The sequence below is a fragment of the Brevibacterium moorei genome (genome assembly GCF_024580735.1).
Classification (GTDB): Bacteria; Actinomycetota; Actinomycetes; order Actinomycetales; family Brevibacteriaceae; genus Brevibacterium; species Brevibacterium moorei.
The window spans coordinates 10,991-35,573 of the sequence record NZ_JANIJX010000018.1; the positions used below are offsets into that span (position 1 = coordinate 10,991).

A 24,583-nucleotide genomic window follows, 5' to 3' on the forward strand; every position below is an offset into this window, starting at 1 on the left:
TTGTCGCCTTGGGCAGTCGTGTTCGTCACATATCGGTCCCCGCCGTCGACTAGAGTCGGAACCACAGTCGAAGTCGCAGGTCGGCCACGATGAGGGTCGGCGGGTCGAGGAGGTCGGATGGGCGCCGAGGTGACACCAACGGAAGCATATGGGGCCGGCTCCGCCTTCCCCGATCCCGGCGGCCTCGGCGCATGGGACCCGGCCACCCCCACGGTGGGGCCGTTGGGCGACCTGGCCCAGGCCTCGCGCGAACTGCCCGAGGGCCTGCTGGCCCGCCTGGTCCAGCTTGCGCACTCGCCCACGCTGCTGGTCGCCACCGACTACGACGGCACCATCGCTCCGCTGGTCGACCGGCCCACCCACGCCTTCCCCCTGCCGATCTCGGTCGCCAGCATGCGCTCGCTGGCGGCGCTGCCCGATACCGACTCGGCGGTCATCTCCGGCCGTGCGCTGCGCGACCTGGCCGCCATGTCCCGGCTCCCGCGCGAGGTCACATTGCTCGGCTCGCACGGGATCGAGGACAGTCCTGACACCGAGGACTTCCTCAGCCGCGCCGCCCGCACCCTGCTCACCCGCATCCGCGAGCGCATGAACGCCCTGTTGGCCCAGGCCCCTGCGCTGCTGGTCGAGGCCAAGCCCACGGGCGTGGCCGTGCACCTGCGCGGCCTGGGCCCCGACATCGAGGACCTGGCACGCCGGGCCGTCGCCGAGGTCGAGTCCTGGGAGGGCGTGACCGCGGTGCACGGCAAGGATGTGGTCGACCTGAGCGTGGTGCCGACGTCGAAGGCGCGCGCCCTGGCACAGCTGCGCGGCTCGCTGCGCGATCCGGCGGTCGTCTACATCGGCGACGACACCTCGGACGAGGCGGCACTGGCCACTCTGGGCGACCGCGACCTGGGCATCCGGGTCGGCACGCCCGAGGCCGCCCTCGCCGGCGCTGCCGCTTCGCCCGCCGCTTCGCCCGCCGCGACGACCTCCACCTCCGCAACCGCGGCCTCGTTCACGGTGGCCGATCCGCAGGCCGTGGCGCTGGTGCTCTCCAGCCTGTTCGAGCTGCGCCGGGCCTGGCTGTTCGGTTCGCAGTCGGTGCTGATCGAACGGCACTCGCTGCTGGGCAACGGCCATTCCCTGGCACTGGTGGACGCCGCCGGCCGGATCGTGTGGATGCCCTATCCGCTGCCGCACTCAGCGGCGATCTTCGCCGAGATCCTCGGCAGTCGGCAGGCCGGCTACTTCAGCGTGGCAGCGGCGGACGGCGCGCGACCACTGACCCAGCGCTATCGGACGAACTCGATGGTCCTGGAGACGCGCTGGCCGGGCCTGAACTGCCACGACTACTTCGCCCCGGCCAGTACCCCGAAGTCCGCCGACGCGGTGCTGGTGCGCGAGCTCACCGGCGACGCCCCGGCACAGATCCGCTTCGCCCCGCGCCCGGACTTCGGCGCGACCCCAGTCCGCCTGGAATTGATCCCCGGCGGCGTGCGGGTGCTCACGACCTCGGAACCGATCACGCTGTACGCCCCCGGAGTGCGCTTCCGGATCGAGCGGGAGCCCGGCGCCGGCGGGATCGGCGGCTCGGACACAGCGGTCGCCACGGTGGTGCCGGCCAATGAGCCCGGCGAGCGCGTGGTCCTGGCCCTGGCGCTGGGCGGGGAGTACGAGGAGCCCGGCGGTGTGCTCGACGAATTGTTCTCGGGCCCGCCGGCACATCTGCGCCACGAGGTGCACAGGGCCTCGCGCGACTGGGTCGCCTCTCTGAAGCTGCCGGATCTGCACCAGGAGGCGGTGGTCCGCTCGGCGCTGACGCTGCGCGCGCTGTGCCATGAGCCCACCGGCGGGGCGCTGGCTGCGGCCACGAGTTCCCTGCCCGAGGGCCTGGGCGGGGTGCGCAACTGGGATTACCGCTACTGCTGGCTGCGCGACGGCTCGATGACGGTGCGGACCCTGCTGGAGCTGGGTTCGACCAAGGAGGCGGTGGGCTTCCTGGACTGGCTGACCGGGATCCTGGCCGGCGCACAGGGCCCCGAACAGCTGCACCCGCTCTACGCGGTCGACGGTTCGGCCCTGACGACCGAGGCCGTGCTGGGCCATCTGCCCGGATACGCCGGTTCGCGGCCGGTGCGGGTGGGCAATGCTGCCGAGCACCAGGTGCAGTTGGACGTGTTCGGCCCGGTCACCGAGCTCTTGTTGGAGTGTGCCAGGGCCCTGGGGGAGTTGCGCCCGGAGCACTGGGAGCTGACCCGGCAGATGGTGCTGGCTGTGTCTCGGCGCTGGGAGGAACCCGACCACGGCATCTGGGAGGCCCGGCGCGCGCCGAAGCACAATGTGTACACGAAGGTCATGTGTTGGGTGACGGCCGATCGGGCGGTGCGGATCGCCGAGGAGTTCGGCAAGCCGGTGCCGGGGACCTGGATCGATCTGCGCGAGGCGATCGCCGCGGACGTGCTCGACAAGGGCTTCAATCGGGCCGTGGGCGCCTTCACCGTGGCCTATGGTGAGGACGATCTGGACGCCGCGGCCCTGTTCGTGGGGCTGTCCGGCCTGCTGCCGGGCGACGATCCGCGCTTCGTGGCCACGGTGGACGCGGTGGAGCGGGACCTGCGGGCCGGGCCCACGGTGTTCCGCTACCACTACGCCGACGGCCTGCCGGGTCTGGAGGGTGGGTTCCACATCTGTACCAGCTGGCTGATCGAGGCGCTCGCCCTGGTGGGGCGCACGGGGGATGCGCTGGACCTGTTCGAGCGTCTGCACGGGTTGTTGGGGCCCACCGGGATGTTGCCGGAGGAGTACGATCCCGTGGCCGAAACCCACCTGGGCAACACCCCGCAGGCCTATTCGCATCTGGGCTACATCCGCTGCGCCCGGCTGCTCGACGATGTGCTGGCGCGCACCGGTGGGCCGCAGACCGAGCCCCTGCCGATCGTCCGCCCGGAGTTCCTCGAGTAGGGGCGGCCCGGGAGCTCCGCACTCGGAGTTCCACTACGCCCCGAAATGTCGAAAATCCATGCCGGGAGCGTTCCCAATCGACATTTCAGGACGTAGTGGAACTCGAGGTGGGGGTGTGGGGGTCGGAGAAGACCAACTGGGCGCGGGCGCCGGTGGGCGTGTTCGACAGGACCAGTTCCATGCCGATGAGACGGGCCTGGGAGACCGCGATGACCAGGCCCAGGCCCATCCCAGAGGTCGCCGAGGTGTTGAACCGGGTGGGTCCCGAGGCCAGCAGCGGCGCGGGGAATCCCGGTCCGTGGTCCTCGACGGTCAGAGAGTCCGGGCCAACGGTGATGTCGATGGGGGCCGCCCCGTGCCGTAGCCCGTTGGAGACCAGATTGCCCAGGATGCGGGAGAGCCGGCGGCCATCGGTGCGCCACACCGGTTGCGGATCGGGGCTGATGAGCGTGACCTGATCGGCGGTGATGGAGCCGGCCGCCTCCATATTGTTCAGCTGCGAGACGACCACGGCGGTCACATTGGCATCCTGCCAGGCGACCTCGGCGGTGGCCTGATCCGTCCGCGCGATCTCCAGGAGGTCCTCGATGAGCAGATGCAGGCGGTTCGCCCGTTCGCGCACCAGCTGGGCGGCGCGGCTGTCCTCCTCCAACAGGTTCGCAGCTCCCAGCAGGCCGGTCAGCGGGGTGCGCAGTTCATGCGCGAGGTCGGCGGCGAAGTGCTGTTCGGCCCTGATCCGCTCGGCCAGGCGTTCGACGGCGGTGTCCACCGCCTGGGCGAAGTCCTGGACTTCGTCATCGGCCGGCGGGATGACCGCGGTGATCTTGACCGAGGTGTCACCGCCGGCGATCGCCCTGGCGGCCTGCGCTCCCTTGGTCAGGCGGCGGCTGGTGCGTCCGGCGACCAGACCTGCGACGCCGGCGACGACGATCGCCGTGACGATCAGCGCCACGACCACGGTGCGGTCGATCTGGCGGGTCAGATTGTCGTATTCGGCCTGCGAGTAGCGGATGGAGATGACCACATCGTGCCCGCCGACGGTCAGCGGGGACGCCGCCCACAGGTAGTCGTGGCCGTCGTCGGCGCGGCCCAGCTGGGTGACCATGGAGCCGGCGGAGGCGGACTCCCTGGCCTCGGTCGGCAGTTGTGGGTCGTCGACGACGGCGTCGAGGGTGAGTACCCCGGTGTCGCGGTAGATGATGCGCGCCTGGGTCAGCTGCGCGGTGATCTTGTCGCGCACCTGCTCGGCCTGAGAGCGCAGGGTGACAGCGCGCATCGTCAGCCCGCAGGCCAGCACCGCGACGATGACCCCGGCGACGACCGTCGCGACCATCCGCAGCCGCAGTGACCGGCGGGGGCCTCGGCGAGTCCGGGGAACGCGGGTGCTGTGCGCTCCGCGGGGGCCTGTGAACCGGAGCCGAAGTGCCATGGTGCTGGTGTCCGGGCCTAGGCGACCAGGCTGTAGCCGAAGCCGCGGATGGTCGTGACCCGGCGGGTCCCGATCTTCTTGCGCAGGCGCTGGATGTGGACATCGACGACCCGCAGGTCACCGGCCCAGTCCGTGCCCCAGACCATGTGCGCGATGTCCTCGCGCGAGTAGACGTGGCCCGGGCGGTCGGCCAGCAGCAGGAGCAGCCGCAGTTCGGTAGGGGTCAGGTGCACCGGCTTGTCGTGCAGGGTCACGTGCAGCTGCGATGTGTCGATCTGCAACGCGCCTAAGTCCAGCGTGTTGGGCTGGGTGCGGGGCTGGTCGGGCGGCGCGGCGTTCGGCAGGACCTGGCCGAGCCGCATGGAGCCCGGCTGTCGGGCAGTGCCGGCTTGCCTGGCGGGGGAACCGGCGGGGCGCGCCCAGCGGGCGGGGACCTCGGCCCGAGGTGGGACGGCTGCGGCGCCTTGGCCCGAACGCGCGGTGCGCGCCGGCGCCACGGGCTGGGCCGAGCGGGTCTGTTGGGCGTCCTGTGACTCTTCAGCGCTCCAGGATTCCGGGGCCGCCGAGGTCTGGCCCGGGTAGCGCGCGTGCCCCACCTGGGGCGTGGTCCGGGGCGCGCCTGCCGGGGGAGCGGGGACGGAACCTGTCGGGTTCCGGTCGGTTCCGGCGGGGTTCCCGGCAAGGTCGCCGGAGGGGAGGCCGGCGGTGCTCGCCCCATAGCGGCGCATCACCGTGCGGATGCGGGCGCTGAGCACCTGCATGTCGAAGGGCTTGGTCAGATAGTCGTCGGCGCCGGCCTCGAGGGCCTGGACGATGTCGATCGGCTCCGATCTGGCGGAGATGACGATGATGGGGACGTCGGTGCGCTCGCGCAGTTCACGGCAGATCGAGGCGCCGTTCATCGTGGGCAGCATGAGGTCGAGCAGGACCACGTCGGCACCGTGCTCGATGACGTATTCGAATCCGTCGCGGCCGTCGGCGAAGACACTGACGGTGTATCCGAAGCGCTCCAGGGTCAGCTGGGTGGTCTCCCTGATGACCTCGTCGTCCTCGACCAAGACTATGTGCACCGTGAATCCTGTATCCCTTTCCGATCCATGGCAGACCGCGGCGGATGGACTTCGGTTCCCGCGTGGGGCCCGAAGCTGTGCGCGTCCGGATGTGGCGCGCGCAAACTCGTCGCAGCGTTCAAGTTCCAAGGATACCGCTTAGCCCTGACACCGGAGCCGAGTAGTGCCTCCGACCCCGCTCCAGCGCAGTCCCAAGTCTGCCGTAGTGCCCGGTCCTAGGGGGTGGGAGTGGGGGAGGGGATGTGTTCGATTCTCTGACCGCCTTCGAAGCGGCCGCCCACATAGCGGTAGACGCGTACCGCCCAGGCCGCGCCCGACCGTTCCTCCGCGACGACCGTGCGGTCGCTGCCGGGGGTCAGGGTGATGTTGCGGCCGGTGGTCACCAGGGCGATGTCCGGGGTCCGCTCGTCGGTGGTGAAGAGGAGCTGGGCGAAGGGGCGCGGGTCCCCGGCCTTGCCGGCGGAGTCCGCGGTCCCGTTCATTGCACCGGCGGTTGCCCTGGCCGGATCCCACACCACGGATGCAGAGGCGAACACCAGTCCCGCGACCGTGAACGGTTTGCCCCGGTGCAGGCAGGCGGGGCAGGCCTGGAGGGCTTGGCGGACGCCCAGCACGTCCTGTCCACCGGTGGCCGAGGGCCCGGTGAGCACCGCGCTGACGAGGTCCTTGCGGGAGTAGCGGTGTACCTTGTCGCCGGACTGCCCAGAGGTTCGCCCGGTGGAGGAGGAATCGGACGAGGATTCGGTGAGCTGTGGAGCCGGACCCAGGTCGGTCACGGCATAGGGGTCCGCGCAGCCTGTTAGAGCGGCTACGGCGATACACGCCACAGCCGCGAGGATTGTTCCGGGGATGGGTCTCACTCGTATTAGTGTGCCAGTTCGGCCGCCTCTGCACACGCAGCCCCTGCACGCGGCCCAGGCGCACGCTCAGACGCGCGGCCGATGCGCACAGCCCAGACGTCGTGCCCATCCGTATAGCCTGCACCTGTAGGCAACACATGTAGGCCAGCGGTTTATGCCCTACGAGTGTCTGGGGAAATGACGCTTGTTCCCACGCCGCGTAGACTGAGGGCATTATGAGCAGCTCCGCACAGAACAATGCCGCATCGCCTGCCCCGCAGTCCGGAAATCGGCCCACCCGAGCCGTTCCGATGAAGGAATGCGCGGCTATGGGCATGGTGGCGGCCGCACTGGTGTTCGTTATGACGATCATCTTCACCGCAGCGTGGGATGGCCTCAAGCCGCTGGCACTGTGCGGCCTGTACACAGTCGTCACCTTCATCGTCGTGACCCTGGTGGCCATGGGCCTGAACTGGGTCGTCAAATCCGAAGAGGTCAAGGACCCCAACGGTCCCGTCATGCACTAAGCCCTCAGGTTTGCACTGAGGCCGATTCTTACACGAACCTCTTGAGCCGCAGGCTGTTGAGCACCACGCACACTGAGCTGAAGGCCATGGCGGCGCCCGCGATCATCGGATCCAGCAGGCCCAGGGCCGCCAGCGGGATCGCCGCGACATTGTAGAAGAACGCCCAGAACAGGTTCTCGCGGATGATCCGCAGCGTCCGCTTGGACAGTCGGATGGCCTGCGGGATCTGCCCGGGATCGCTGCGCATCAGCGTGATGTCGCCCGCCGCCCGCGCCACATCCGTGCCCGAGGCCATTGCCAGTCCCAGATCCGCCCTGGCCAGGGCGGCCGCATCGTTGACACCGTCGCCGACCATGGCCACACGCTGTCCGGCCGCCTGCAGCTGGGCGATCCGCGCCTCCTTATCACCGGGTGCCACCTGGGCGTGGACCTCGTCGATGTCCAGCTCCCCTGCGACGGCCTGGGCCACGCTGTCGCGGTCGCCGGTCAGCAGCACCGTGCGGATACCGGCGGCGTGTAGCTCGCCGATCGCACGGGACGCTCCCGGCTTGACTGCGTCGGCGACCAGGACTCGGCCGGCGTATTCGCCGTCCAGGGCCAGCGCCACGATGGTGGCCGGCACATCCGACTCCGAGGCCTCGGCAGGTACTGCGATGCCCTGGGCTACCAGCAGCTCGGGTTTGCCGGCCAGGAGGGAGCGGCCGTCGACCGTGGCGCGGATACCCCCGCCAGGTATGGCGCTGAAGTCCTCGACCCGGGGCGCAGGCTCAGACGACGTGGCCGCATCCGCACCGGCCCGCGCGATGGCGGCGGCGATCGGATGCTCGGACATGGCCTCGGCGGCGGCCAGGGCCGACAGTGCGGCCGGCGACAGCTCGGAGTCGATGACGCTCATGTTCCCGCTGGTCAGGGTGCCGGTCTTGTCCAGCACGACGGTGGTGATGCGTCCGGCGGTCTCCATGGCCTCGGGCCCGGAGACCAGGATGCCCAGCTGCGAGCCGCGGCCGCTGGAGACGGCGGTGGCCACGGGGGTGGCCAGGCCCAGGGCGCAGGGGCAGGCGATGACGAGCACGGTCACGGCGGCGCGCAGGCCAGAGGTCCAGTCGCCGGTGGCCAGGCCCCAGATCAGCAGGGTGGCCGCGGCGATGGCGAAGACGACGGGCACGAAGACCGCGGAGATCCGGTCGGCCAGGCGCTGAGCGGCGGGACGGCCGGCCTGCGCGCGTTCGACCATGGCCTGCAGCTGGGACAGGGTGGATTCCTCGCCGACCTGTTCGACGCGCACCGTCAGCGCGCCGTTGGCGTTGACGGTGGCGCCGGTGACGCGGTCGCCCGGGGCGACCTCGCGGGGGACGGATTCGCCGGTGAGCAGGGATTCGTCGACGGCCGAGGCGCCGGTGAGCACGGTGCCATCGGCCGGGACCTTCTCGCCGGGGCGCACCAAGACGGTGTCCCCGGGTGCCAGGGCTGCCACGGGAACGTCGATGGTGGTGCTTTCGACGCTGGTCCCGCCGGCCGCAGCTGAGCCGGCCGCACCACTGGCATCGCCCACAACGCGGTGGGCGGTCGTGACTCCCATGGACACCAGGGCGCGCAGGGCCGCGGTGGCCGATTTCTTGGCGCGGTCCTCGATGTAGCGGCCCAGCAGCAGGAAGACGGTGACGGCCACGGCGCCCTCGAACCACAGGTGGTAGTGGTGGGGCAGGTGGAGGAGGTGGCCGTGTCCGGTGGCGATCGCGATGGTGACCAGCGAGTAGACGGTGGACACGGTGACGCCCACGCTGACCAGGGTGTCCATGGTGGAGCTGAAGCCTCGGGCGGCCTTGTAGGCGTTGCGGTGGAACGGCCAGGCGCACCAGGTGACGACCGGTAGGCTGAGCGCGGCGATGAGCCAGTGCCAGCCGGGGAAGTGCCAGGACATGACCATGGAGATGGCGATGACGGGGATGCCCAGGATCAGGCCGGTGATGAAACGGGCGCGCAGGTGGTCGGGATCCGCTGCCGAGGCCCCCGCCTGGTTGGTGTTCTCCTCGCCATCCGCTCCTGCCGGCGGGGTCGGCGGGCGGACGGTTGCGCCGTAGCCGGTCTTGTCGACGGTGGCGATGAGGTCCGCGTCCGTGATGGGGCCGGTGACGGCGACGTAGGCCGAGTTCAGGGGCAGGCTGACGGTGGCCTGCACGCCGTCCAAGCGGTTGAGCTTCTTCTGGACTCGGGCCTGGCAGGATGCGCAGGTCATGCCCGTGATGTCCAGGGTGACCTGGCGGGTGTATGCGGTGTGGCCTGCAGAGTCTGGAGCGGACGTGCTCACACCAGTTCGTACCCGGCTTCGTCGATGGCTGCGGCGATGTCCTTCTGGTCTAGTGGGGCAGCCGATTCGACGGTCACGGGGCTGACCTGGCCGGCGTGTAGGTCGACCGTGACCGAGGTGACTCCGGCGATGTTGCCCAGCTCTTCCTTGACTGCGTTCTCGCAGTGGCCGCAGGTCATGCCGGAGACGTTGAGGTTGGTGGTGGTCATGGTGGTGCTCCCATTCTCAGAAGTTCGTGGTTCTAACCGGTATTGTATACCCCCATGGGGTATATGTTGGCGATGACTCTAACCTGGCGTGGGAAGATATGCATAGTGACCCGTTTGCCCAGCGAAAGGACTCAATCGCCATGGTCAGTCTTCAGATTGCCGATCTGGCTGCTGTCGTCTACTCTGCGGGCAGGGTGTTCGACGGTCTTGGCACCGGTCGGCTGGACACCCAGAACTTCCTCCGATCGGGCGACTTACACGGCGTTACCTCGCGAGCCGATCTTGAGCTTCTCCGCGATATGCGCGATGTTTCCGCCTATGTCATCAACCACACAGGTGAATCACTGGATGGGCAGTTCGTCAAGGCGGTCAATGCGCAGCTGACTCGAAGTGCCTCAATATTCCCTGGTCAGTTCAAACGAGATGATCAGGGGATCGGGGTCAGGACCCGATACGGTCAGCATCTGCCCCCAGCGGTAGGCGATGCGGCCTTGGAAGCAATCGTGTGTTCCGCCATAGGCCAGAAGGACGTTCATGAAATGGCGTTGGAGCTCTTCATCCAGTTGGCCAAAGCGCAGCCGTTCATGGACGGCAATAAGCGTACTGCGATCTTTACGGCCAACGCCTGCCTGATCGGTGCAGACGACTCTCAGCTGTTGACGATCCCTGTCGACGAAGACGATGCGTCGGTAGCCGATAGGTTCAACGATTTATTGGCGCGGGCTTACATCTTCGACGAGGACGAGGCAGTGAAGGATTTGCTCCGTGCCCGTGGCTTCATTCCCTCCCCGGCTCAAGCCTGACAAGGCAGCCCGCACCTCAGCTCTTGATGAGTCGTTGGATGGCGGCGGTGGCCTCGGCGATCTTGGCAGCGCCGGCTTCGGGTGATTCCTGGGCGGCTTCGACGACGCAGTGGTTCATATGCGATTCGAGCAGGTTGACGCCCACTGCGTGCAGGGCCGCGGTGACGGCCGATATCTGGGTGAGCACGTCGATGCAGTAGGTGTCCTGGTCGATCATGCGCCCGATCCCGCGGACCTGGCCCTCGATGCGCTTCATGCGCTTGGCGATGGCGACCTGGTCGTAGCCGTGATCCGGGTGCGGTTTCTTCCCGTCGCCGAGGTCCCCGCCGGCCTGGCCATGGCCCGTCGTATGAGTGCCCGGGTGGGCGTGGGTGGGGGAGTGGTCCTGTGCAGGCGCGACCTGTGCAGACGCGGCGGAATCATCCGCGGCGACGGCCGGTGTGGCGTCTGAGTGATGTGCTGTCATGGGAGCGATTCTATACCCGGGAGGGGTATTCAACTCATGAGTTACGGGTGTATGCGGTTAGGAGTCCGAAGGCTCGTTCCGAATGCGTGCGCTGAACGAGAAACCGTGTTTCGGGGCAAGAGGCAACGTCACGGGCTCAGAGAATACACGACGGCTGGCATCGGCTAGCTCTAGCCGGAGATAGGGCAGTGCGGTCGGCGCGGCAACTTCATTAAGGAAGCTGTCAAGCGCTTTGTTGCTGATCGAGGTGAGGCCGGTCTCTGTCATGCCAAAGACGGGTGCGACCGTTGCCGAGACATAACCCTGCGTGCTGTTGGCGTATGCCTCGAAGAGGAACCGCAGTGCTCCCATCTCGGAGTTGTACTCGATGCCGATGAAGCCCATGCCGGCGTCATTATCAGTGGCGGACTGATCAATTTTGTCTCTGGGATTACGGGTGTCCGCGTGGATGGCGACGATGTCCACGTCAATGAGCTCCCCAAAACTGAGTGCGCCTGGTGTGTCGGTCATCGTCCGACCACCACCAATTGGTCTTGGGCCAACCATCGTCCCCCAGTTTTAGTCACTTGGATCGGCATACGGGTGTTATTACCGCTTCCGTCCTCGTCGGAGACCTTGCTCCAACTCGTGTGCTGGTCGGTCCGTACACAGTCATCTCGAACGTGCATCTGTATCAGTGCATCAACAGCGTTCGCGTACTTCTGAACGGTACGCATGGTGGGGTTGCTGTCATAGGTCTCAAACTGGCTGACGGTCGGCTGGGAGGCGCCCATCCGTTCGGCGACCTCCTGTTGAGACAGATGGTGGTCCTTGCGCTGTTGAACCAGTGCCGCTTTGAAGTCGAGTACCGCGCGCGTGTTCTCCCTGGACCGAGCCCTGATGACCTTACGATCTGTCATAGTATAAGTTTTATCCTATATGCGGAAACTTGACAAGGGTGAGGCTCACCGTGGGATACCCCAGTGGTTGGACGCACCTGCGCTCAGCACTTCGACCGCTTTGTCGATCTGGGTGTTCTGAAGTTCCCGGGTCCGGGTGTCATCAGGCATGATCTGTTTCAAGTGCACGTGCGCTGCCAGCGCGTGACCGGTTGGTAGCGTGCCGCCTTCTGCGTGGTAGATCCGCACGTGTTCGGCTGATTCCCGGCGGTCCATGACCTTGCCCATCATTCGTGTGGTTCGGACGACGGAGACCTGATGCCGGATCTCGAACATGCGGTAGAAAAACTCACGTTGGATCGGTTTGATCTCCGTCAGGGGCTCCAAGTGTCCCCGGCCCGCGCGCTCAAGGAGTTCGGCCAAATAGCCAAGCTCTTCTTCAAGCGCATAGTCGGTCCAATCCCAGCCGGCCAGCAGCCGCTCAACCAAGTCCAGGATCGTGTCGATTGCACCTTCACCATTGACCGCACCACCGCTGATCCACCAGTAGTCGACCGGCACGCGTTGGCTGCAGATAGAGTCGCTGTGTCGATCAAAGCCATACATAATGCGAGTGTGCCACTTGGCACTGACACGGTTGCCGCAGTTCGAAGGTCCTTGCGTAGCGGAAGTCGCCTACCTCCCCACCAACCCCGCATAAATCCCCGCATACTTCCGTCCATTGGCTGACCAAGTCCTACCCCTGGCTGCAACACGTGAAGCAGCGGACAAAGAAGCCGCCAACTCGGGGTCTTCGGCGATGCGTTGGAAGGCATCCGCAAAGGCCACTGGGTCCTCCGCCGGAACGGCCAGACCCTGCCCCTCGTCGCTGCCGATCTCACACAGTGCTGGCAGATTGGAGACGACAAGCGGCAGCCCCAGAGCCATCGCTTGCAGGCCCTTGATGGGGGTGACTGCGCGGGTGACTGCGGTGTCGCGCCGCGGGATCGTCATGATGTCCAGCGCGTTGTACCAGTCCGTCGTCTCGGCCTGAGACACTCGGCCTGGCATGACTACACGGTCGGCGATCCCCAGGTCGGCGGCCAGTGCAGTCAGGTCTGCACGCGATACACCATCGCCCACCAGCGCGCAGCGGACGTCTACACCTCTGGACTTGAGCTCGGCGACGGCGCGCAGCAAGGTGTCGAAACCCTCGTAGTCCAGCAAGGACGACACAGAGCCGACCCAGAACCCGTCCACCGGCAGCTTCAGACGTTTACGGGCTGCAACCGGATCGCGGGGCACATCCAAAAGGTCATCGGCTACGGCATTCGCAACGACGTGGATCTTCTCTGCGGAAATGCCGCGTTCGATCATCGAATCCCGTTGCACATTGGAAAGCACGACCAAGGCGTCGGCGGCGTGGGCCATCTCGGTTTCGCGGTCGCGCATCAGGTGGAACCGCTGGGACGCCTGTGCCCGGTCCTGGAGTGACCGAGGCTGTCTGGCCACCCAGGACTTCTCCAGTTCGCCGCGCATTTCGTAGACCCACGGGATGCCGAGCTCCTTGGATATCGCCTGCGCCACCAACGCGTTGTGGTAGTTAGTAGTCGCATGGAGCACCTGTGGGTGCCAATCGGAGGCTAGATCGACGGTCATTTGCACCTGCCGGACCAGTCGCTCCTCCATGGTGCGCGGCATCCGCTTGGGGAAGAGCCGTTGATAGGAGACGCCATCGTGTACCTCTGTGGCGCCGGCCCAGGGGAGTCCGACGGTGACCGGGTATGCCAGACGGGTAACCGCTGTGATCTCCAACCCGGCGGACTGCTGAGCCTTGAGGACCGAATGTGTGCGGATGGAGTACCCGGAGGACGTCCAGGGCAGTGAGTTCGTCACGATGTGCATGGCCCTGATCGCCGACGCAGATTCCACCACGGGCTCAGCCATTTTGGCAAAACTTGTGTCGCCATAGTGAACGGTGGGAACACGGAGTTCATATCCGGGCTGCAGAAGTTGGAGTTCCGAGGCCAGACGTGCATGGCGTCCGGGGTCGGGTTCGGCCAACTCGACGGCCTCGTCGGCATCGCCGAGTTCCCACCGTTGGTGCGCTAGGGCTTGCGGTGAGGCTCCCTCGGTTCGGATGGGGAATCCCAGCTGAACTCGGATGGAGTCCTGAATATGTCCCGAAGCGTTCGGCGACTGCGCCAGTTCGTCTTCCAGCTGGGCCCGCCGGTCGAGCATGAGAAGCCAGAGGGAACGGAGAGTCCGGCCTTCTCCTGCGGGCTCGGGTAGGCGTCCCAGTAGATCGCGGACCGAATGCGGGGTGCGGCGCACGGCTTGGACGGCGAACAGCATGGGATCTTCTCGGATCAGCCGTCCTACAGCGGAGGCGATCAGTGGAGTCAGCCGCGCAAGGTTGGCGCCACGGCCCAGGGCAGTGCGGCGCCAGGAAGCAGGTCGTTGGTCGGAAGAATGAGGGTCCTGCATAATGCGGATGCAACTTTCACGGTGAGCCGGTGCGGGCGTGGCTACTCTATAGCATTGTGTTCAGCTCACACCCTGGCCGCTCTCAAGAAGCACTGAGACTGTATCCCCATTTCTGGGAGTTAAATGCGTGTTACGTATTCTGCGTGTTAACGTCTTAGCTATCTGTGAGTAGTGTCCCGGGGACGGTCTGAGCCCGTGTAGGTGACCGAAGCGAAGGGAAAGTTTCTGTGCCGGAACGATCGAGCGGGCCATTGTGGCGCCGGCGCCTGTACCACTTGCGACATGGCGGCCTGGCGCAACTACGTGAGTTCGAACGCCGTCGCAGGGCACAGGGCAGCAGAGGAATCAAGGTTCCCATGGCACCGCCCACCGCTACTCTTCTTGGTCGCCCGGGCGAGGACCATCCTTTCCCCCACTGGGACCTTCCGGATCCTGCGACTTGGCACGGGCGTCGCGATGTGAAGGTCGGAATCATCGCAGACTCCTTCACTCTGTTGGCCTTCGACTACGAGTGGGACCAGATCCGCCTTCTACCGGACCAGTGGCGCGACCAGCTCGAGCAGAACCCCTTGGACCTGTTGTTCGTCGAATCAGCCTGGCACGGCAACGACGACGCCTGGCAGTACCAACTCACCGGACCACACGCACCATCCGACACCCTCAAGTCTCTAGTCGAGCACTGTCGTGAACACGGTATCCCCACGGTCTTCTGGAATAAGGAGGACCCTGTCCACTTCGAGGACTTCCTCGACACTGCTCAGCTGTTCGATTGGGTGTACACAACCGAAGGCGAACGTCTCCCCGACTATCGGCGTGAACTCGGCCACGACAATGTGGGACTGCTGCCCTTTGCCGCCCAGCCTGCGATCCACAATCCGGTCCGGCCCAAGGGCTGGACAACCGATGGCCTACGCGATGTCGCCTTCGCCGGTACATACTTCCGCGATCGTTACCCGGAACGCCGGGCTCAAATGGAAGTCCTGCTGGGCGGTTCCCTGGATGCGGACAAATGGATGAATACCGGGTTGGAGATCTTCTCCCGGTTCGAACAGGTCGACGAGCGCTATGGCTTTCCCACCCCATATGACAAGCGCGTGGTCGGGGGCCTGTCCTATGAGGAAATGCTGACGGCGAACCGGTGCTACAGGGTTTTCCTCAACGTCAATTCGATCCCGGACAGCCAGACGATGTGTGCCCGCCGCATCTTCGAGATCACGGCCTGCGGCACCCCGGTGCTCAGCGCGCCCAGCCCGGCAATCGACACGTTCTTCCCTGCCGGCCAAGTCGCTCAGGCGGGGGATAGGTACCAGGCCCGGAACTGGGTTCGCGCGCTGACCGGATCGGCCGAACTGCGCGAACACATGACCCACTTGGCCCAACGGACCATTTGGAAGTCGCATACGTACAGCCAACGGGTCGACACGGTCCTTGAAGACATCGGCCTGGGCGGCCGGAATCGTGCTGCTACGACGGTGACTGCCATGGTGTCGACGAACCGTCCACACCAGTTGCAGCACGTGATCGCTCAGCTGGCGGCCCAGCAGGACGTGGACCTGGAGGTTTTGATCCTGACCCACGGATTCACTCCCACTGCAGACGACCGTGATTACGCCCGGAAGCAGGGTTTGGACGTGCGCTGGCTCGAAGGAGACTCCGAACTGAGCCTGGGGGAGTGCTACAACACTCTGGTCCAGGCCGCCACAGGCGATGCCATTGCGAAGATCGACGATGACGACCTGTACGGACCCCACTACCTTTTCGACCAGCTCAAGGCGATGGAATACACCGGCGCCGAGGTCGTGGGCAAGGCTGCGCACTACGTTCACCTGGGTGCCGGTGACATGACGTGCCTGCGCTTCCCCAAGCAGGAACTGTCCTTCCAGCATTTCATCGCCGGCCCCACCATCATGGCGAAGGCGCAGACAATGCGCGACATCCCCTTCGCAGCCCGAACGAAAGGCGAGGACTCCCAGTTCCTGCGCGACGTCTTGGATGCAGGCGGGCGGATCTTCTCCACAGACCGTTACGGCTATATCCAGCAAAGATCCAATACCGAGGATCACACCTGGGGGATCCTGGACGAGGAGATCCTGGCCAACGGGCCCGTGGTGGTGTACGGAGAGGCGCGAAAGCATGTCCTCATCTGAGAAAAGGAGTCTGCGCCAGCGCGCAGCCGGACTGCTCCGCAGGGCACAGCGCCCTGAACTCAGTGTGGTCATTCCGTGTCTGAACGCCCGCGACTTCATCGAGGCCTCTGTGCGCAGCGTCTTGAACCAGTCAATGCGCGACCTCGAGGTCATCGTCGTCGACGATGGATCTGACGACGGTTCGCAGGACATCGTGACTGCCCTGGCAGCCCGTGATAGGCGCGTCCGCCTGGTCGAGTCGCGGGCCGGTGACACCCATGGAGCCGGCGCCGCCCGCAATCGGGGGGTCGACATCGCCCGAGGCCATTACCTGGCTTTCGTCGATGCGGACGACAAAGTGCTGCCCGGCGCCTACCGGGCATTGCTGGACAGTTTGAAGAAGTCCGGGTCGTCGTTTGCCATCGGCGGGTACCGCCGGCATGGCAAAGCAGGGAACAGTCGGCCGAAGGTCGTGGCGCGGGTGCACCGCGAACAGCGGACCGGGACGACCATTAACGCATTCCCCGAACTCTTAGACGAACCGGTTCTGTGGAATCGGATCTTCGACATGCGGTTCTGGCGCAAGCAAGTCGGCAGAATCCCCGAAGACGTCAACTACGAAGACCAGGAACCCTGTTTGCGGGCTGCACTGCAGGCCGGTTCCATCGACGTGCTTACAACCGACGTGTATTCGTGGCGGTTGGCCGATGGACGGCAGTCGCGCTCGCAGTCGAAGGCGCAACTGGATGATCTGCACGACCGCATGACGATCATCGACCGGATGAGCAGGATGGTTGATGGCTCGAGTGTGGATTCGGGCGTGCGCCTGCGCCTGCTGATTAACTGGCTGGGCCGCGATTTGGTCATGTACGCCAAGGAAGTCCCGAACACCGACGAAGCGGCATACGAACCGGATCTGCGCACCTGTGCTGCGAAGGTGGCCGCCACCGCTGAAAAGTGGGGGTTGGCGGATTCCTGGTGGGCCGAGGTCCCGTTCCAGGACCGGTTGATCGCGTGGGAGTTGATCAACGGGACTCCGGAGGATCTGGAAGAGGTCATCGGCTCACAGCTCGAGGACACGACCGCGGTCCCGATTGTGATGGAGTCTGGCCGTCTGCTTGCCAATCCACCCATGCTGGGGCGAATCGCTCCCGTCCCCGAAACGCTACGGACCCTGGGCACAATCGACCTTTCGCTGCAGTGCGCTACTGAGACGGTGACGTGGCTGGGACCTGACCGGGTCGTGGTAGCCGGCGACGCGCACGTTCCCGGATTACCTGCTGAGCTGAGAAAACCGCTGCAGTTCGACCTGGTCTGTTCCGACGGTTTAGCGCGGCCAATTGACCAGGTTGTGGTGGGCCCCGCTCCCGACGCGAATTTCCGGGCCAACGACCCGTGGACCGACTATTCTGACACCGGCTTCGAGGCCACCGCCACACTGCCGGCCGAAACAGTCAGGCTGCGGGTGAGTACCCAGGTCGGCCAGCATACGGTTGAGGCGCTCCTAGCGATGCCGCCAGGACCGGTGACGAACCGAATCGGACCGTGCCCTCCGGCCGGGGAAGAACAGCGTCTGGTGTTCGCAGCCGGCGCCGACGGCAGCTTGGAGTTCCGGCCGGGAGCCGGGTCGCCCTTCCGCGTGGTCGAGGCCACGTCTGCGGGTACGAAGCTTACGTTGCAGATCGCCTGTGCGAGCCTGGGAACCGGTAACCGGATAGACCGGGTGGCGTTACTGCCGTTGAAGGCCGGGGCGGATGCTATAGACGGCAGCGGAGACACGAAGTCCGTCGGCGATACAGCGGAAGTCACCGTCGTCTTCGACCTTGTCGAGCTGAGGGAGGCCGAACGGCAATACCGGCTGATCGTCGAATCCTCCGGTGAAACAACACCGGTGCTGTGGGACGCACCAGCAGATGCCGGTGATACTGCTGCGGTGAGAGTACGCCCTATGGCAGACGGCACTGCCTTGGTCGAACAGCGCAAGTTCCGGGTTTCGGTGTGCCAGGTGTCCATCGAGGAGCACTTGCTTCAGTTGGACGGAACGATAGATCCGCAGGGGCCTGTTCCGGTGATCTGGCTGGTATCGTCGGGCACCGCATACCGGGCTGAGGTGACCGACGGTGGTACTTCCGGTACTTGGCATGCGTCCGTGGACGTGGGCGATGCTGCGTTGCCGTCCGGCGGATATTTCGTTCGCTGGTCTGTGTCTGACACTGAGGAACCAGAAGGCTGGTGCCGACCCGCCGATGTGATGAATGGACCGGAGACCTATCTGGAGGGCCCGGTTCGCAGTGTGCGGGTTGCCCCACGCGGCAATGAGACGTTGGGTCTGACCGTGGGTGTGCCACTGGACAGGGAAGAACGGACACGGTTTGGACGACAGCAGTTCATAGACGCCCCGCCAACCACCCTGCAACAGGGGATCGTCTTCGAGACCTACAGTGGCAAGACGACAGGTGACAACCCGCGAGCGATCTTCGACTACCTACAGGATGAGGGCCTCGATGTGCCCATGTGGTGGTCCGTCATCGACGGTACGGTACCGGTTCCGGTAGGTGGGCAACGGCTGGTGATCGGTACCCGCGAATGGGCTGAGGTCACGCGTTCGGCTCGAGTCCTGGTTACGAACAATAACTTTCCGCAGTGGTTCCAGAAGCAGAAGGGGCAGTACTTCCTCCAGACCTGGCACGGCACGCCGATCAAGCGGCTGTTGTTCGACGCACCCAAGGCATTCATCCCGTTGACGTATAGGCGTCTCATGACGCGCCAGGTTGCCCAGTGGGACCTGCTCTTGGCCCAGTCGGAAGATGCGGAGAAGAACCTGAGGTCGTCTACGGGCTACACCGGTGAGGTCTACGTCGGTGAGCAGCCGCGTAACGTTCGCCTACTGGCCGGCCCCGAGCGCGGCGCCGAGGTGAGGAAAGAACTCGGCATCGGACTCAATGAACGAGTTATTCTCTACGCGCCGACATGGAGAGAGGCTGCACGGCATGGGGTGAGTGAAGGTGAGTCTCCATTTCTAGATTGCGAGTGGCTAGCAGAGGCCAGCAAATGTACGGTGCTAGTCCGCAGCCATCACATGAACTCGTTCCATGCCCTGGGTGAGGACGTTATCGACGTAACGGATTTCCCTGACGTAGAGGACCTCATGCTTGCATCCGATGCCCTTGTCTCCGACTACTCGAGCATCGTTTACGATTGGGCAGCCCTAGGTCGTCCTTCTTTTCTCTATACACCGGATATCGAATCGTATGGCAGTGCCGAACGAGGCTTCTATAATGAGTGGCCGGACTCTTCTTACTCCCTGCAGGCCACTAGCCGGTCCAGCCTTCTGGATGGGTTGTCCACGAAGGCGGCCAGGAAGCCCGAGCCCCTATGTTCCAATGAGGCATCATTAGGGGACATACGTGAGAGCATCAGTAGTCTGTGCTACACAGTGACCTTGAATGCGATGTCTGTAACGCACCGATAGGAGGAAACACATCCCCCGGGGACTGCGGCCAGCCCTACGTATTCTTGAATCAGGCCTGACCTGCGCGCCAAGCGGCTAAGGTCTTATTGATTAGACGGCGATCACAATCTCCATATAATCAAAAGGGCGACCACTTGTGAGTCAACAATCAAACACTCAAAATATTGACTACTTTAAACGCAACTCTGGGTGTAAATTCGCGAACTTGTGTAAGGTGAAGCCTCTGGTAAGAGAAGAGTGGAGCTCGACCGCGAGTTGAATGTAAGCAGTTCCAAGATCTAGACCGCGATCTTTAGCCAGAGCTCGAGTCCGGTCCGGAGTTGCCGGGTCTTCAGATAGCAGCTCACTGGTCGTAACCCAGGACGGATCTGCCCTCATATGTTCATTCAATAGCCGTCCTATAACCGTATTAGATGCAAGGATCTTGGATCGCTCCATGGCGCCGTAGGTCTTAAAGAACATCTTATTGTACAGTTGGATGACTACAGTCCTGTCATCCAAGAGAGAAGCCGGGTCAGAATCTTCGATAAATTTTCCGGTTTCTGTATAATGCGTCGGTGCACAAATACGGCGATCGATTTGTGTATAATCAATCTTTCTGGCGAGAGGCCAAAGTAGATCGTACCCGATGCCGGCCCATCGCTGACTTAAGTCGCCGTTCAATCGCTCCTCGATAGCCTCACGCCAGGCGACAATTAAAGGGTGATGGGGAACTGCCGCAATCAAACCAATACTTGGTTCCAGTGGCTTCCATCCATAGAAGACTGCACCTGTATCGAAAAGCAAGTCAAATATCAGCCTAATTGGTCGTATGGCGATGGAATCAATATCCATCCACATTCCGCCATTTTCAGCAAGAACCGCGGCTCTAATATAGTCCGCCTTGTGTGCAACCTGCGGAATAAGTTCAAAATCCTCACGGAGAGAAGGGACATAATCTCTGACATTCTCAGGAGTGAGCAACACTACATTTAGCGACTGAGAATGAGCGCAAATTGTTTCATAGCAAAGACGAATATAGTCCGGCATCTTATCGGAGTACACGTTCTCCCAGTACATCCAAATGGTTCGGGGAGTACCCGGGGAAGCCTTATACGACTGAGAAGTCACGGCCAGTCTAGATGTATTTTCTAATTCCACTTTAAACTCCAGCTTACTAGATTTGGTGCCCGGTCTTTATGACCTAAAAGTCACAACACCTACTACTATACTACACTAAATACGTGACACTGCCTAGACAAGAATGAAAAGGTGGCGGTTTTCACCCTGTCCAACCGGAAAGTATACTGTCAAGATTTGGGAGACGTACACTAGTTGGTCCAGTTGAGTTTGCTGGAGATGGACTTAACAAGACGTTCGCCGGCCTTGCCATCGTCGAAAGGAGCAAAGCTACTTCTGAACTCGGCATACTTAAAATCTGCATCAAAAGCCGAATTCGCAGTTCTTTGGATCCAATCAATAGTATCGGGTGTGGACCGGAAGAGAGGGCCAGGGGCAGATTCTTCGAAATTGAAATAGAATCCTCTGGTGCTGTCTCGGTACTGCTCCAGGTCAGGTACAAGGAAGGAAATTGGTTTTCCAGTGGTCACGTAGTCGAACATGATCGAAGAGTAGTCCGTTATCATCATGTCGGACGTCGATATAAGATCATTGACATCGGTATGCGCTGAAACATCTATAACGCCAGCAGGCAGATCCTTGGCATTAGAATTCAGCGAGTTGGCATGTCCGCGGTACAGAATCGTGAATTTGCTACCCAGCTTTTTAACGGCTGATTGCAAGTCGAGATTGTATACGCGGCTGTACCGTCCGGACGCGTCCTTAAGGTTATCTCTCCACGTAGGTGCGTACAAGACAACAGTGTTATTCGCCGGGATGTCATACAGATCTCTGACCCGGTTGTTAGCCTCTAGTGCTCTTTCCGGGTCGTTCAAAGAATCATTTCGGGGATACCCGTTGGCGAATACTTCTCCTGAGTAACCGAATGCAGATGACAGAGTTTTCCCCGACCACTCCGCCTGAGCGAGTAGGAGATCCCACTCCTTCTCAGCTTCTTTTTTCATTAGTGAACGGTACCGCAGAGACAGATTAGCGGGAGGAACATCATTACCGATCTGCTTTAGCGGTGTTCCATGCCAAGTCTGAATATAGTACTGATTGACTCCCTTCCTGAAATAGTGCGGGAAGTTGTTGTTGTTTACGAGCACTCTGGAAGTAGCCAATGCCTTCATCCAAGCATCGGTACCAACTACCAGTGGTACTGCACCGTCCGGAACCACGATGCTGCTATCGCGGACGGACCAGTATCGAACTACTTCGGGGTATTTGTCGCTAATGATTCGGTCGAGTTCTCTGGGCGAATCTGAGACAGAGTTACCTCCGAACGATTCGAAGAGCACAGCATTGTTGGAGACTGCCCTAGCAGTATCCCTAAAATATTTCTGAGACATGTGTCGCTGTACCACCGCAGAACGGTTCTCGGTAGTGTTCCCGCTGCCAGTGAGCTGCACCTGAACGGTCCGACTCTTGCCAATGGCGGTGAGCTTGACTGTATGGTGTGATGTTTCGAGCTCGAGCGGAAGGTGACTCATGAGGTCATCAGTGCAAGGGACCCAACTCGTTGCTGGGCGTTGCTGCTTCGTGGGAAGGAGAACTTGGAGGATATACCTGCCATCAGGTAATCCCCGATCGCGATATGAATTCGTCGAGTCTACCAGACTGTAGTAGGTCTTGAACTTAGATTCTAAAGCGTTCCACTCAACCCTAGTTGCATTTATGACATGCCCTTTTCTGACCAGAGAGAAAGAGGGTGTATGTGTTCTAATGTGTTCCGGATCTATCAGTGCTTGGCCCGATATAATAAGGGAGTCTGAAGTCTCATCGTATTCGATAGACTCGGCAAATGATGAAAGGCACGAGATATTGATTTGCGCATATCCGTACCCAGAGTTGCACAGAGAATATTTGTCTCTCAGATTATCCTGGAGAATATTTTTCTTGACAGCAACTGCGGATCTCCTGCGAGAATCGCAGACCACTTCCAAACTCAAAAGTTGAGAGAATTTCTTTGAGTCGACGCAGACTGAGCGAGGTATTTCAAACTCGGCGTGGATGGATCTTCCAACATTTTTTGCAGGTACTGACAGAAGAACATTCCCGTCCATCTTTACGGATACTGCCGCCGCGGACAAATCGAACAGATTTGTATTTCGAAGATTGGCAGTATCGTTGATGCTTATATGCACCTCATAGTGGCGACCATTCTGTGAGAAATCGTCAAGAATGAAGCGAGGCTGCAGGAACTTGACCTTGGTGTTGGAGGCAGGATCTCCTATGATCACATATCGGGCACCTTTGGCCGTCAGATTACCTACGGTCGGCCACGCGGCTGGCCCGTCACCAGACCTTTTGGGATTCTCTATTGACCACTTCTGATGTTTGTTGGACAGATTTAGGAGAATATGATATTCATCAGTTTCGGTAGAATCAAATGACTCAAGTTCTGCATCCAGGGAGGACGCCGGGACCATTACGGTGAAGGCCGAGCGAGAGTGCCAGTTGTAAGGATCGGCAGTGATTTGCAGCGGAGCACCGTTTGTCATCGTTGCTCTGAACGGACCGATTGTAGACGAGTCACCCCGGAGCTCGAGAGATACAAATATGTCCTCGTCATAGTTTGGGATATACGCCATCCCTGATATGATAAGCGATCCGTCCTGATCACTTTCGATATTTGTTATTAGTGCTTGCGCATCAAAATGATCAGATGAAGCGATCCGGAGTTCCTCCGGAATGGAATCCAGAACTTCTTCTAAATCTGGGATGGTTGCGATGATCTCTTCACCATGGTTTTTTGCGGAGAAATATGTCCTGTACTCGTCCAGATGGACCAGGAGCTTGATTAGTCCTTCGCGGTTTCCTACGGCAGTAAAATAAGCCATCCATCGCCGCACCGGAGCAATATCAGATATTGCTTTTGGTGTGGCTTTGTCAAAGAAATCACGTATGCCATTTTGCAATGCTTCGAAAAATTGAAGGTCGGTTCGAGGGACTTCACGGTAGTAGTAGAAGAAGTCTTCGCCTAGGCATTTGGTAAACCAGTAATCAGTATATTCTTGGGTGTAGGAAGAGACTATTTTTCGCGTCTCTTCTGCAACTTTCAAGCGTTGCTTAAGGTCATCGATATTGCTCTTGTTCTGGGTTATTGACTGACCGTCTTCGCGCAGTCTCCAGTTATAAACAACCTCTGGAAGAATATCCAGCGTAGCATCGTTTACAAATAGCTTTGCTGTACTTTCTTGGTCTTCATAGAGCGTTCCTACGGGGAATGTTCCCACGATTGAATCCCAGGTTGTGCGCTTGAATATTTTATTGCATGCAAAGACATCCCACATAATGGGAGGTAATTCTTTTGCGGTTATTCCCTGCCTGCGAATATCATGGACAAGGTTGACCCAGAAGGGAGTCCAGGTCCGTGTTGAATTGAACCTTGCGATACTCCCAACGGCAATGTCGGATCCGCTGGAATGCAAAGAGTCCATCATGGACTTGAACGCGTGTTGGGGTATGGTGTCATCAGAATCGATGAATGTGAGGTAGGGGGCCGACGAACAAAGTATGCCCTTATTGCGTGCAGCTCCGAGGCCTGCATTTTCTTGATGAATTACCGTTATTCGGCCATCTTTTTCTGCCAAACGATCGGCAATGAGCGGCGTTTTTCCTGGAGATCCATCGTCAACTATTACCACCTCGAAGTCTCCATAGTCTTGTACTAGGATGGAATTTATACATTCCTCTAGGTAGTCATCAACATTGTAGGCGGGAACAATTACGGATAATTTAGGATCTTTGCGTTTCTGCTGAGCCGGCGCTGCTGCTTGAGGTGCCGCTTCGTCTAGCTTGGCGGGTTTCTTAACAGGAACTGTATCGGCAGGTGTTTTGATGGGTTCACTCTGCTTTTCCAGAAGCGAACGCCTTGCCTCTTTTAACTTGCGGTAAGCTTTGGCTGCTATATCTCTTGGTATATTCATGATCTTCCTGGTCC

At 61.8% G+C, this 24,583-nt stretch carries 17 protein-coding genes; 5 read left to right on the forward strand and 12 right to left on the reverse strand.

Annotated features, from left to right (window positions below; genetic code table 11):
* Nucleotides 1-117 precede the first annotated feature (117 nt).
* On the forward strand, nt 118-2,946 hold the full coding sequence (otsB, locus tag NQ034_RS11765; RefSeq protein ID WP_257049044.1) for a trehalose-phosphatase: 2,829 nt from the start codon (nt 118-120) through the stop codon (nt 2,944-2,946).
* A gap of 85 nt (nt 2,947-3,031) precedes the next feature.
* Here otsB and NQ034_RS11770 read toward each other — a convergent pair whose 3' ends face one another.
* From NQ034_RS11770 to NQ034_RS11780, 3 genes are all read right to left on the reverse strand, one after another.
* Nucleotides 3,032-4,375, reverse strand: coding sequence for a sensor histidine kinase (locus tag NQ034_RS11770; protein WP_257049046.1), 1,344 nt, complete (start codon nt 4,373-4,375; stop codon nt 3,032-3,034).
* Between the two features lie 17 nt (nt 4,376-4,392).
* Entirely contained in the window at nt 4,393-5,445 is a 1,053-nt protein-coding gene (locus NQ034_RS11775; protein WP_257049047.1) for a response regulator, read from the reverse strand.
* 215 nt (nt 5,446-5,660) lie between these two features.
* A complete protein-coding gene (locus tag NQ034_RS11780) occupies nt 5,661-6,305 on the reverse strand; it encodes a hypothetical protein (protein ID WP_257049048.1) in 645 nt (214 codons plus the stop codon).
* Between the two features lie 215 nt (nt 6,306-6,520).
* Here NQ034_RS11780 and NQ034_RS11785 point away from each other — a divergent pair, with 215 nt between their 5' ends.
* Nucleotides 6,521-6,811 carry a hypothetical protein gene (locus tag NQ034_RS11785; protein ID WP_257049050.1) on the forward strand — a complete coding sequence of 97 codons (291 nt, stop codon included), beginning with the start codon at nt 6,521-6,523 and terminating at the stop codon, nt 6,809-6,811.
* Between the two features lie 28 nt (nt 6,812-6,839).
* On the opposite strand, the gene NQ034_RS11790 is transcribed toward NQ034_RS11785, so the two are convergent.
* Nucleotides 6,840-9,119: a heavy metal translocating P-type ATPase gene (locus NQ034_RS11790; protein ID WP_257049051.1), complete on the reverse strand. Its 2,280-nt coding sequence runs from the start codon at nt 9,117-9,119 to the stop codon at nt 6,840-6,842.
* Entirely contained in the window at nt 9,116-9,328 is a 213-nt protein-coding gene (locus tag NQ034_RS11795) for a heavy-metal-associated domain-containing protein (RefSeq protein WP_257049052.1), read from the reverse strand. The genes NQ034_RS11790 and NQ034_RS11795 overlap by 4 nt, the downstream gene beginning before the upstream one ends.
* Before the next feature lie 140 nt (nt 9,329-9,468).
* On the opposite strand from NQ034_RS11795, the gene NQ034_RS11800 reads away from it, so the two are divergent.
* Entirely contained in the window at nt 9,469-10,131 is a 663-nt protein-coding gene (locus tag NQ034_RS11800) for a Fic family protein (protein ID WP_257049053.1), read from the forward strand.
* A gap of 16 nt (nt 10,132-10,147) precedes the next feature.
* On the opposite strand, the gene NQ034_RS16255 is transcribed toward NQ034_RS11800, so the two are convergent.
* From NQ034_RS16255 to NQ034_RS11825, 5 genes are all read right to left on the reverse strand, one after another.
* Nucleotides 10,148-10,597 carry a metal-sensitive transcriptional regulator gene (locus NQ034_RS16255; RefSeq protein WP_306428276.1) on the reverse strand — a complete coding sequence of 150 codons (450 nt, stop codon included), beginning with the start codon at nt 10,595-10,597 and terminating at the stop codon, nt 10,148-10,150.
* A gap of 57 nt (nt 10,598-10,654) precedes the next feature.
* Entirely contained in the window at nt 10,655-11,107 is a 453-nt protein-coding gene (locus tag NQ034_RS11810) for a hypothetical protein (protein ID WP_257049055.1), read from the reverse strand.
* The gene (locus NQ034_RS11815) at nt 11,104-11,496 is read right to left on the reverse strand and encodes a helix-turn-helix domain-containing protein (protein ID WP_257049057.1); all 393 of its coding nucleotides are present in this window, start codon (nt 11,494-11,496) and stop codon (nt 11,104-11,106) included. The genes NQ034_RS11810 and NQ034_RS11815 overlap by 4 nt, the downstream gene beginning before the upstream one ends.
* Before the next feature lie 45 nt (nt 11,497-11,541).
* Nucleotides 11,542-12,081, reverse strand: a complete 540-nt coding sequence (locus NQ034_RS11820; protein ID WP_257049059.1) for a hypothetical protein — start codon at nt 12,079-12,081, stop codon at nt 11,542-11,544.
* Between the two features lie 69 nt (nt 12,082-12,150).
* A complete protein-coding gene (locus NQ034_RS11825) occupies nt 12,151-13,809 on the reverse strand; it encodes a glycosyltransferase family 4 protein (RefSeq protein ID WP_257049061.1) in 1,659 nt (552 codons plus the stop codon).
* Between the two features lie 590 nt (nt 13,810-14,399).
* Between NQ034_RS11825 and NQ034_RS11830 the strand changes: the two genes are divergently transcribed.
* Together NQ034_RS11830 and NQ034_RS11835 are read left to right on the forward strand one after the other, a co-directional pair.
* Complete coding sequence (locus tag NQ034_RS11830; protein WP_257049063.1) at nt 14,400-16,088, forward strand: glycosyltransferase family protein; 1,689 nt, start codon at nt 14,400-14,402, stop codon at nt 16,086-16,088.
* Nucleotides 16,075-19,539 carry a bifunctional glycosyltransferase/CDP-glycerol:glycerophosphate glycerophosphotransferase gene (locus NQ034_RS11835; RefSeq protein WP_257049064.1) on the forward strand — a complete coding sequence of 1,155 codons (3,465 nt, stop codon included), beginning with the start codon at nt 16,075-16,077 and terminating at the stop codon, nt 19,537-19,539. Before NQ034_RS11830 ends, NQ034_RS11835 begins: the two co-directional genes overlap by 14 nt.
* Nucleotides 19,540-19,707: 168 nt before the next feature.
* On the opposite strand, the gene NQ034_RS11840 is transcribed toward NQ034_RS11835, so the two are convergent.
* Nucleotides 19,708-20,679 (reverse strand): glycosyltransferase family 32 protein, encoded by a 972-nt coding sequence (locus NQ034_RS11840; RefSeq protein ID WP_373567206.1) that lies wholly within the window; start codon nt 20,677-20,679, stop codon nt 19,708-19,710.
* Nucleotides 20,680-20,849: 170 nt separating this feature from the next.
* Entirely contained in the window at nt 20,850-24,569 is a 3,720-nt protein-coding gene (locus NQ034_RS11845; RefSeq protein ID WP_257049067.1) for a bifunctional glycosyltransferase/CDP-glycerol:glycerophosphate glycerophosphotransferase, read from the reverse strand.
* Between the last annotated feature and the right edge of the window lie 14 nt (nt 24,570-24,583).